Genomic DNA, 10,740 nt, shown 5'->3' on the forward strand with positions numbered 1-10,740 from the left:
CTGGCCGCTCTGGGTCACATGGTGCAGCACCCGAAGTTCAGGGTGCGAGGCTTTCTGCGCGTTGAGCACATCGCGGCTGTCATCACGGCTGTCATCGTCGACGTAGATCACCTCGTACGTCACCGTGCCGCGCAGGGCGGCGGCAATTTCGTCCAGCAGCGGGGGAATGTTGTCGCGCTCGTTGAATACGGGGACGACGACGGACAGCTCGGGCATGTTGGGGTCCGGGGCGTGAAACAGTGCTTCATTATCGCGCATGCGGCCGTCTGGCGCAGATGTCATGACAGGGAGTTGCAAGCAAGCCTGTCCTGATGGGTTCCCGGGGCTTGCCCGGGCCCTTGAAGGGTACGCCGACATGCAACCCGGTGCGATGATCATGCCGTGTCCGGAGGCCGGTTCGAGTCCGCATGGATCGACGCGGGCCTGTGTCTTGGTTGCGCCGGCTTATGGCAGGGCTGCAAACGGGTATGGGCGGGAGCTCAGATCCTCATTGACCGGAGCGTTGCATCTTTAAACTGGCTGCAGCCGCAGTCGCACGTATTCAGCGAATTTTTCCGAGGATGCCGTCGAGCTCATCCAGGCTGTGGTAGTGAATCACCAGCTTTCCCTTGCCACTTCGGTGATGGGCCAACTGCACGCGGGTGGACAATTTTTCGGCCAGCTCGTTTTCCAGATTCTTGATGTCCGGGTCGCGAGGCGCGTTGCTCTTGCCGCCGACAGAGCTCTTGTCGCCGCCGGCCTGGGCACGGCGCACGGCTTGTTCCAGCTCGCGTACCGACCAGCCCATGCGCGCGGCTTGACGCGCCAACGGTACTGCAATGGCCTTGTCCAGGGTCAGCAGCGCTCGGGCATGACCCATCTCCAGCTTGCCCTGGTCGAGCAGTTCGCGGATGGCGTCGGGCAGATCAAGCAGACGCAGCAGGTTGGACACCGCCGCGCGCGATCGGCCCACGGCCTGGGCGGCCTGCTGGTGGGTCAGGCTGAACTCCTCGATCAGGCGCTCCAGTGCGTTCGCCTCTTCCAACGGAGTCAGCTCCTGGCGCTGGATATTCTCGATCAGCGCCATCGCCAGTACCGACTGCTCGGGTACGTCGCGCACCAGTGCCGGCAATTCCGTGAGTCCGGCCTTCTGCGCGGCGCGCCAGCGGCGTTCTCCGGCGATCAGCTCGAACTTGTTGCGTCCGATGGCGCGCACCACGACCGGTTGGATCAGGCCCTGGGCACGAATCGAGTCGGCCAGTTCGGAAAGGGCATCCTCGTCCCAGTGCGTGCGCGGCTGGTATTTGCCCGGGCCGATGCTCTGGATCGGCAGGGTGCGTAGTTCGCCCTGGGTGGCATCGGTCTGTGCGCCACCCTCGTCGCTGCCCAGCAACGCGTCCAGGCCGCGTCCGAGTCCACGTTTCTTGGCCGCCATCGATTCGAACTCCTAGTGGGTTGTCGGGGTTGCGGGTTGCGCGCTGCGCTCGCGGCGGATCATCTCGCCGGCCAGGCCCAGATAGGCGATTGCGCCGCGCGAAGCGCGGTCGTAGATGTTGATCGGTTGGCCATGGCTGGGCGCCTCGGCCAGGCGCACATTGCGCGGGATGATCGAACGCAGCACCTTGTCACCGAAATGCTTGGTCAGCTGCGCGGAAACCTCGTTGCCGAGGTTGTTGCGCACATCGAACATGGTGCGCAGCAGACCTTCGATCTGCAGTTTCGGGTTCAGTCGCTGCTGCACTGCGCGCACGGTGTCGAGCAGGCTCGACAGGCCTTCCAGCGCAAAGTACTCGCATTGCACCGGGATCAGCAGGCCGTCGGCCGCGGTCAGCGCGTTGAGCGTAAGCAGGTGCAGCGAGGGCGGGCAGTCGATCAGGATGGTGTGGTAGCGCTCGCCCAGCTTGCCCAACTGCTCGGCGAGGCGGGATTCGCGCGCCAGCGCGTCCATCAGTTTCAGTTCGGCAGCGGTCAGGTCACCGTTGCCCGGGAGCAGGTCGTAGCCGCCCTCGGTGGTGACGATGGCCGCCTCGATCGGGGTCTCCTCGAGCAGCACGTCGCATCCGTTCGGCCGGGCGTCATTCTTGTCGATGCCCGAAGCCATGGTGGCATTGCCCTGCGGATCCAGGTCGACCAGCAGCACCTTGCGCCGGGCTTCGGAAAGTGCCGAAGCCAGGTTCACGGCGGTGGTGGTCTTGCCGACCCCGCCTTTCTGATTGGCGATCGCGATGATGCGCGTCATGCTCCCCTCGCTGCGTTGGCTGCCGGGAACGTCACCGCGCACAAAGCGGCTGGAGTCACGGACAGGGAGAAGAAGGTTACCATCACGCCGCCCCGGTTCGCGCCAGTACCAGAAGGTGGCGTTCGGCATCCAGGCCCGGGACCACCAGCGGATGCTCCTCCAGAAGCCGGAAATCGGGCGGCAGTGCGTTCAGCTCATCATCCGGGCGCCGGCCCTTCATGGCCAGCCAGCGTCCATCGCCCGCCAGCAGATGACCGCCCCAGGCGAGCATGTCCGGAAGGCTGGCGAAGGCGCGTGCCGTAATGCAGTCGAAATCCCCGTCGATGTCTTCCACCCGGCCATGCACCACCCGAACGTTGTCGAGCTTGAGCGCGCGTACCACTTCACGCTGGAATCGGGCCTTCTTGCCATTGGTGTCGACCAGAGTCACGCCGAGGTCCGGCATGGCGATCGCCAGCACGATACCGGGGAGGCCGGCACCACTGCCCAGATCCGCCAGGCGGGTGCCGCGCACATACGGAACCACACTCAGTGAGTCGAGCAGATGGCGCGTGACCATCTGTTCGGGATCGCGCACTGCGGTCAGGTTGTAGGCGCCATTCCAGCGTTGCAGCAGTTGCAGGTAATCGAGCAGGCGCTGTGGAGCCTCGCGCGGCAGGTCCAGGCCCAGCGTGGCGATCCCGGAGTCGAGTCGGGTTTGCAGATGTTTGTGGTGCATGCCCGGGGTACCCAAGAGCCAGCACCGGAGTATCCATGGCTCGCGTCGTCCATGCCAGTGCGGCGCGGCTGCATTCAGGTTTGGCGATGGAGCCGGGTGCGTGCGACGAAGATGCCGTGTGCGCCAAGGACCCCGTTGAGATGGTGCTTGAGGGCCTGCGCGCGTGCAGTGTTGTCGTCGCCGGTCGGATTGAATCCGGTCAGAGCCTGGGTCGCCACCTCGCGGATCATCACTTCGGCGCGATCGATCACCGGATCGGCGCGCTCGGGCTCCAGTACCTGCCAGTACACCGTACCGTGCACGCTGTGGCCGCTTTCATCGCGGGCGTCGAGATCCAGCGCATGGCCGGCCAGGCTGATGCGATGGGTGATGTGTTCGATCAGGGGCCAGACCCAGTGCGTGCCCGCACGCAACAGCCGGGGTGAGGGTCGACCCATGCGGCGCAAGGTGTAGACGTGGCCCTCGGGGATGCGCTTGACCGACAAGCCCAGTGTCAGCGCAGCGGCGACAAGCAGGAATACCAGGGCAGTCGAGGCAATCATTGGATGAAAATCCGTGACTTGTGAACTTTTATTGTTTTTGGGATGCACATTGAGTTACATCATCTTGATCTACATTAGATTAATTTTCATTTAACAACAAGCGAAATTTCTGTGACCGGCATGGCAGATTCTGTGGTGGCACCGGGTGCATGCAAGGTCCCTGGGCAGGCGCTGCGATGCCCATATCTGACCATTTCGTGGCGTGGCGAGATGCATGCCTCAGGAGCACGTTACAATCGGACGCCCGCTTGTTATTTCCCGTGCATAACCGGTACTTCGACATGAGCTTTCCCGCTACCCGCATGCGCCGCATGCGCCGCGACGCCTTTTCCCGCGACTTGATGCGCGAGACGGTGCTGACGTCCGCCGACCTGATCCTTCCCGTGTTCGTGATCGAGGGCCAGGGCGTGCGCGAGCCGGTGCCTTCGATGCCGGGTGTCGAACGTCTCTCCATTGACGAATTGCTGCACGTGGGCAAACAGGCACTGGAACTGGGGATTCCGGCGCTGGCGCCTTTTCCGGTGCCGGATGCCACCTGCAAGAGCGAGGATGCCGCCGAGGCCTTCAATCCTGACGGCCTGATGCAGCGAGCGATCCGCGCACTGAAACAGGCGCTGCCGGAGCTTGGTCTGATCTGCGACGTAGCGCTGGACCCCTATACCACCCACGGCCAGGACGGTTTGATCGACACCGGCGGCTACGTCATGAACGAGCCCACGATCGAGGTGCTGATCAAGCAGGCCCTGGCGCAGGCCGAGGCCGGAGCCGATTTTGTCGCGCCCTCGGACATGATGGATGGCCGTATCGGCGCCATTCGCGATGCGCTCGAGGCGGCCGGCCACATGCATACCCGGATTGTCGCCTATTCGGCCAAATATGCCTCCTGCTTCTACGGCCCGTTCCGCGATGCGGTCGGTTCGTCTGGCAACCTGGGGGGCGGCGGCAAGCATACCTACCAGATGGATGTCGCCAACAGCGACGAGGCCCTGCACGAAGTCGAGCTGGACATTCAGGAGGGTGCCGACGTGGTCATGGTGAAACCGGGAATGCCGTACCTGGACATTGTGCGCCGGGTGAAGGATGCCTTCGGCATGCCCACCTTCGTGTATCAGGTGAGCGGCGAGTACGCGATGCTGCGAGCTGCCTTCGCCAACGGCTGGCTGGACGAGCGCGCCTGCGTGCTGGAGTCGCTGGTGTCGATCAAGCGCGCCGGTGCCGATGCCGTGCTGACCTACTTTGCGCTTGACGCCGCGCGCTGGTTGCGCGAGCGCTGATGGCGGCGCATGTCCGCGACAAGCGGGCATGGTGGCAACGATGCACCACGAATTGACGCCGCTGACAGGGAATACGGCCATGCATACCACCCACATGCTGCAGATCGCCGTGGTCTTCCTGCTGGCCACGGTGGTGGCGGTACCTCTGGTGCGCCGCTTCAGGCTGGGCTCGGTGCTCGGGTTCCTGTTGGCCGGGGTGGTGATCGGCCCGCATGTTCTGGGACTGGTCCCCGACACCGGGAGCGTGGCGAAGATCTCCGGTCTTGGCGTGGTGCTGATGTTGTTCGTGATCGGGCTGGAGCTTTCTCCCGCGCGGCTCAAGGTGATGCGGCACGCGGTATTCGGGACCGGCCTGCTTCAGGTGACGGTTTGTGGCGCGGCGCTGATGGCGATCGCGTATTACGGATTCGGCCTTTCGGCATCGGCAGCCGGGATCGTCGGCATCGCGCTGGCCCTGTCCTCGACCGCGTTCGGATTGCAGATCCTGGCCGAGCGCAAGGAGGCCGGTACCGCCTACGGTCGTCAGGCCTTCGCTGTGCTGCTGTTCCAGGATCTGGCGGCCATTCCGTTGATTGCCGCGGTTCCGCTGCTGGGCCATGGCGCGATGGGTGCGCATGCGCCGGACCTGAATTCCGTGTTGTGGGTGATCGGAAGCATTCTCGCGGTGGTGGTCGGCGGACGCTACCTGTTGCGGCCGCTGTTTCGCATCGTTGCGCGTACGCGCATCCAGGAGGTTTCCACCGCTACGGCGTTGCTGGTCGTGATCGGCACCGCCTGGGTGATGGAGTTGGCCGGTGTTTCGGCCACCCTGGGCGCTTTCCTGGCGGGCGTGCTGCTTGCCGATTCGGAATACCGACACGAGCTGGAATCGCAGATCGAGCCGTTCAAGGGGCTGCTGCTGGGGCTGTTCTTCATCAGCGTGGGCATGTCGGTGGATCTGTCGCTGTTGCGCGTGATGCCGATGCTGGTCATGGCGCTGGTGCTGGGCCTGCTCCTGGTGAAGGGGCTGTTGCTCTGGCCCGTGGGACGGCTGGCAGGCCAGCTGGGGCCCCTCGACGCGCTACGGCTGGCGGTGATCCTGTGCAGCGGCGGCGAATTTGCCTTCGTGGTGCTGAATCTGGCACTGGGCCACCATCTGTTGGCGGCCCGGCAGCGCGACCTTCTGGTATTGGCGATCAGCCTGTCGATGGCGGTCATGCCGCTGCTGGTGGTGTTGATCGCACACCTGCTGCGAGGCAAGGACACCAAGCCGGAGCGCGAGTACGACCGCATTGATGCCGACGTGCCGCGGGTGATCATTGCCGGTTTCGGTCGCGTCGGCCAGATTGTCGCGCGCGTGCTGCGCGCCCAGCACGTGCCGTTTGTGGCGCTTGAAGCGTCGGTTGAACAGGTCGACTTTTCACGCCGCTTCGGCGGGACCTCGATCTATTTCGGTGATCCGGCACGTCCCGAATTGCTGCGCGCCGCACGTGCCGACAAGGCGGAAGTGTTCGTGCTGGCCACGGATGATCCCCAGGCCAATCTGCGTACCGCGCGCGTGGTGCGGCGCATGTTTCCCCATCTCAAGCTGGTCGCGCGCGCGCGCAATCGTCAGCATGCCTTTCGCCTGATGGACCTGAGCGTGGATCAGCCGGTGCGTGAGACCTTCGATTCCAGTTTGCACATGACGCGCCAGGTGCTGGAGGCGCTGGGCACGACGCCGGAGGACGCAGCCGTGCAGCTTGAGCAGTTCCGCGAGCATGATGAGGAGCTCCTCAAGTCGCAGTACCTGGTGTATGACGACGAAACCGCACTGGTGCAGACCACACGTGAGGCGCTGGTCGACCTGGAACATATCTTCGAGGCTGACATCCGGCACCAGGAGAATGAATAGGGGCCCTGCCGAGGTGCGGTCTGCGGGTTCAATCCGCTGCGGGTTGGCGCAGGGTCTGCTGCACGCCGGGCACCGAGGTGCGGCGGGCACCCAGTTCCATGGCCACGTCGGTGTAGCCCAGGGCATGGGCCAGTTCCGCAGGGGTGCGGCCGAGTTCGTCCACGGCATCGCGTGCCGCACCACGTGCAAGCAGGATGCGAGCCGGGGCCACCAGCATGTGCATGGCGCAGGCGTGCAATGGCGTGACCCCGCGCCGGTCGGCATGGCGTGGGTCGGCGCCAGCGTCCAGCATCACCGGCACCAGCGCACCGATGTGGGTGGTGTCGCAGCTTGCCCCGGGCTTGGCATGTGCGCCGAGCAGCAGCAGCAGCGGAGTCATTGCGTCCTGATCGACCTGGTTGATATTGGCGCCGCGCTTGAACAGCAGGTCGAGAAGACGCCGTGCATGCAGGCTGTCACGGCCGCTGAAACATAGCTGTGCGGCCAGGTGCAGAGCGCCGCGACCGTGGATATCGCAACGCTGCACGTCGGCGCCGGCGTCGAGCAGTTGCTCGACGATGCCGACATGACCGCGTGCGATGGCAAGCATCAGTGCCGTGGCCTTGCCGGGCAGGAGCTGGTCGACCACGGCGTTGCTTTCGACCAACAGCGCGACCATGTCCGAACGGCCGGCGTTTGCAGCTGCGGCCAGCGGAGTCACCCCGGAGCGCGCGGCCAGCGCAATATCGGCATCGTGCTCGATCAGCAGGCGCGCGGTTTCAAGATGGCCCATGCCGGCTGCACGCAGCAGGGCGCTGGCCCCCTGGTTGTCGATACTGTCCACAGCGAAATCAAGATCCAGAAGTTTGCACACCGCTTCGTTGTCGCCGCAGGCAGCAGCGGCTGGAAGATCATGGGGCTGCAGCGGACGCTGTGGTCGCGTCCAGCGATCATTCCAGCGCAGCCAGCGCAGCAGCTCGGGTGCGTTGCGGTCCATCACCGCGCCGAGCGGAGTCTCGTTGTTGGCAGCAAGGGCTTCCGGGTCGGCCCCCGCCTTGACCAGCAGGCGCACCACCGGCAGGGGTCGCGAGTGTTCCAGCGCCGCGTGCAGCGGGGTGTGGCCGGTGTCATCCTGCACGTTCGGGTTGCTGCCGCGGGAGAGCAGGACATCCACAAGCGCGAGGTGACCGCCAGCAGCGGCCCGGTGCAGTGGGGTGCGGCCACTTTCGTAGGCCCCGAACGGATCAGCCCCTGCCTCCAGCATCTGCAGCGCCAGTTGCTCGGCGCGTGGGTCGTCGCTGGCCGCGAGTACGCGCGCGATCTTTCCCCTGCCAGCGCAGCTGGCGCCTGCGGCGATCAGTTCGCGAGCGGCGGTGAAGCTTTCCGGCAGGGCATCGAACAGCGCGTCGAGAAGACTGCGACCGTCCTCGATGTGTGCATGCGGATCCAGTCCGTGTTCGAACAGCCAGTGGCGCGCTGCGGTGCTGGCATCATCGTCGGCCAGTTGCAGGTAGATTTCGGCCAGTGCATGCGCGGGCCAGCGGCGCACGCAAGCGCTGAATGTCGACACGATGGCCCAGTGACCGAAACGCAGTGCATTGGCCAGATGGTCGGGCGTATCGGCGCCGACCTCGGGTTCGGCACCAATCTCCAGGTTGGCAGGCAGCGGCGTATCCGGATCGAGCAGGGCCACCAGATCCCAGCGACCGGTGCTGGCGGCATGGTCCAGCGCGCTGCGTCCGTCTTCGCCCACGGCATCGGGCCGCGCACCCAGTTCCATCAGTACGCGCACGATACCGGCCTGGGTGCGTGGCGACTGGCAGGCCAGCATCAGTGCATCGCGGCCGTGCTTGTCGCGCGGGAGCGGGTCGGCGCCCGCATCGGCCAGGGCCTGTACCACCGCTTGCGAGCCCGAGCGTGCAGCTTCCATCAGGGCGGTGGTCTGGTGCTGGTCGACAGCATTGATGCGTGCGCCGGCGTCAAGCAACGCACGCGTGATGTCGACATGGCCTTCCAGGGCCGCCGTCATCAAGGCCGTGCGGCCCAGGCTGTTGACGGCGTGCGCCGAGGCCTTGTTCCGGAGCAACAGCCGTACGCCTCGCGGATCATCCTCGGCGATGCCCGCGGCGCCGATCAGGGCGGGTTCGCCATGGTCCGGCGCCGGCTTGGCGCCGTGGGCGAGAAGATAGTCCGCCAGCGGCCAATTGGCGGCACGGCATGCCGTTGCCAGGGGGGAAAGACCGGAGCGGTCAAGCGCATTCACGGGAGCTTCGGCATCGACCAGCATGGCGGCCACGGTCGGTTCGGCGCTGAGGGCGGCGCCGTGCAATGGGGTATGTCCATGGGCATCGCTGACAGTCGGATCGGCACCGTTGGCAAGCAGGGTCATCACGGCCTCGGCGCGCCCGTGATAGCTGTCGCGGGTGGCGGCCAGCAGCGGCGTCAATCCTGCCTGGGCATGATTGACGTCGGCGCCATGCGCGATCATGGCGCGCAACAGTCGTGTTTCCGGCAACAGGGACGCCAGCATCAGGCCGGAGCGCTGGTCGCTGTCATGGGTGTCGGGGAAGACGTCGGCATCCATCCCCGATTCAAGCAGCGCAATGGCATGGTCGACGCGACCTTCGCGAATGGCTGCGAGCAGGGACCCACACCCGATGTCCGGTTCGAGGTCCAGCGAGCCAGGTGCGTAGACAGGCTCGACTTCGTGATCCGGTCCGGATGCTGATTCCTCGCCGCTCGACAGGGTTTGCTGCTGGCCCTCATGCCGCATCACCCGCAAGGTCCGCTGGGCCATGATCAGTGAGCATACGGGCAGCAATACCAGTCCATACACCACCACGGCGGCCACATGCATTTGCGCAGGGACCACGGCATGCAGACCACTCAGTGCCAAGGTGCCGAAACTGCAAGCGAGCACCGCGATGGAGACGGGCAGGAAGTGGCGGAAGAAGCGCTCCTCGGAGGAAAGATGCACGGCAAAGTGCATCTCCCGGGAGATGGCTGTACCGATCCATGATCGACTCGCGGCGCTCGGCAAGAAGGCCTCATCCCACAAAAAGACCAGCCCAAACACCGGCCAGTGTCGCCACAGCACGGCCGCACCGAGGGCCACTGCGATTGAAAGCAGCAGTGTGCTGCCGAGGGCAGGTGATTGCGTCAGCTCGACGAGCGGCCATGCGATCAGCACGAACAGCAGAACGGTGTAGGCAAAAAACAGGATCAGATGGACCAGCCCGCGCATCAAGGTGGTTCGTTTGAAGGGGCCCTCCGTGGCAAAGCCGAAGACGCGACAGATTGCACCCAGCATCAGCGTATTGGCGAGCAGAAGCGGGGCCAGGGCGTAGGGTTGGTTGAGTGCCGCGGCCAAGGCGATCATGGCCAGAGCAGGCATGAACCAGAGCATCAGGGACATCAACGGCGGACGGCGGCGCGGTGTGGTCGGCGGCATGATGGCAGGTATGCGGATCCGGTCGTGTAATGGAATGTCGCTGCGGGCACGATACTACGCGCAACATGTCTGCATTCGAAATTTCAGAGAGAGTATCGGGGCATCCCCTGCGGCAACGATGGGGTTGTGAATGCCTGGGGCCGGTTACATGGGTGCATTGTCCGGTTCTGTCGCGGGCATTTGCAGGTGCCATCCTTGCGTACGCAAGTTGGCCAGCACCTCCCGGGGATTCTCGCGGGGCAGCTTGCGTGAGGGTTCGAGCTTGATTTCCATCACCAGCCGCAGTGCGCCCAGAAGCTCCTGCAGGGCATCCGGAAGATCCTCGAGGACCTGGGCGCCAGTAGCCCACAGGTAGGCTCCGGTTTTGCGTTGACTTGCATAGACTTGGCAGTGCATGTGGAAATCTCCATTTGGCCCTGCGGGGGTCCGCAGGCGCGACATAAAACCGTGACGCAAGCCATTGAATGAAATATGCCCGGAAGGAATAATAGGCAAATGGCACTTGCAAAGCGTGTCCTGCGTCGCTATTTTTTTTCGCATGTTTTCAAACGAACGTATGAAAGAGTCCCCGAATGCGTAGGGTGTGCTGCCTGGACGATTCGGGCTGCCCGCTCTGCATCTCATTTCCATAAGCCATAACTTGCGACCTCTCGCAGGAGTAACACCATGTACAAGAAATCGTCCT

At 64.5% G+C, this 10,740-nt stretch carries 9 protein-coding genes; 2 read left to right on the plus strand and 7 right to left on the minus strand.

The window, feature by feature from the left end; all coding sequences use genetic code 11:
• The 5 genes from PF446_RS06970 to PF446_RS06990 all read right to left on the minus strand — a co-directional run.
• Nucleotides 1-216 (minus strand): glycosyltransferase (locus tag PF446_RS06970; RefSeq protein WP_298070567.1); only part of this gene is annotated, 216 nt, incomplete at its 3' end.
• A 325-nt stretch (nt 217-541) separates the two neighbouring features.
• On the minus strand, nt 542-1,414 hold the full coding sequence (locus PF446_RS06975) for a ParB/RepB/Spo0J family partition protein (RefSeq protein ID WP_298070569.1): 873 nt from the start codon (nt 1,412-1,414) through the stop codon (nt 542-544).
• A gap of 12 nt (nt 1,415-1,426) precedes the next feature.
• Nucleotides 1,427-2,218 carry an AAA family ATPase gene (locus tag PF446_RS06980; RefSeq protein WP_298070571.1) on the minus strand — a complete coding sequence of 264 codons (792 nt, stop codon included), beginning with the start codon at nt 2,216-2,218 and terminating at the stop codon, nt 1,427-1,429.
• A gap of 82 nt (nt 2,219-2,300) precedes the next feature.
• A complete protein-coding gene (rsmG, locus tag PF446_RS06985; RefSeq protein WP_298070572.1) occupies nt 2,301-2,936 on the minus strand; it encodes a 16S rRNA (guanine(527)-N(7))-methyltransferase RsmG in 636 nt (211 codons plus the stop codon).
• 74 nt (nt 2,937-3,010) lie between these two features.
• On the minus strand, nt 3,011-3,478 hold the full coding sequence (locus tag PF446_RS06990) for a hypothetical protein (protein ID WP_298070573.1): 468 nt from the start codon (nt 3,476-3,478) through the stop codon (nt 3,011-3,013).
• 281 nt (nt 3,479-3,759) lie between these two features.
• On the opposite strand from PF446_RS06990, the gene hemB reads away from it, so the two are divergent.
• On the plus strand, nt 3,760-4,752 hold the full coding sequence (hemB, locus tag PF446_RS06995) for a porphobilinogen synthase (protein WP_298070574.1): 993 nt from the start codon (nt 3,760-3,762) through the stop codon (nt 4,750-4,752).
• 79 nt (nt 4,753-4,831) lie between these two features.
• Entirely contained in the window at nt 4,832-6,625 is a 1,794-nt protein-coding gene (locus PF446_RS07000; protein ID WP_298070575.1) for a monovalent cation:proton antiporter-2 (CPA2) family protein, read from the plus strand.
• Nucleotides 6,626-6,653: 28 nt separating this feature from the next.
• Here PF446_RS07000 and PF446_RS07005 read toward each other — a convergent pair whose 3' ends face one another.
• Complete coding sequence (locus PF446_RS07005; RefSeq protein WP_298070576.1) at nt 6,654-10,055, minus strand: ankyrin repeat domain-containing protein; 3,402 nt, start codon at nt 10,053-10,055, stop codon at nt 6,654-6,656.
• 144 nt (nt 10,056-10,199) lie between these two features.
• Complete coding sequence (locus tag PF446_RS07010; protein WP_298070577.1) at nt 10,200-10,451, minus strand: YcgL domain-containing protein; 252 nt, start codon at nt 10,449-10,451, stop codon at nt 10,200-10,202.
• Nucleotides 10,452-10,740 lie beyond the last annotated feature (289 nt).

The sequence above is a fragment of the Oleiagrimonas sp. genome, from assembly GCF_027858935.1.
Classification (GTDB): domain Bacteria; phylum Pseudomonadota; class Gammaproteobacteria; order Xanthomonadales; family Rhodanobacteraceae; genus Oleiagrimonas.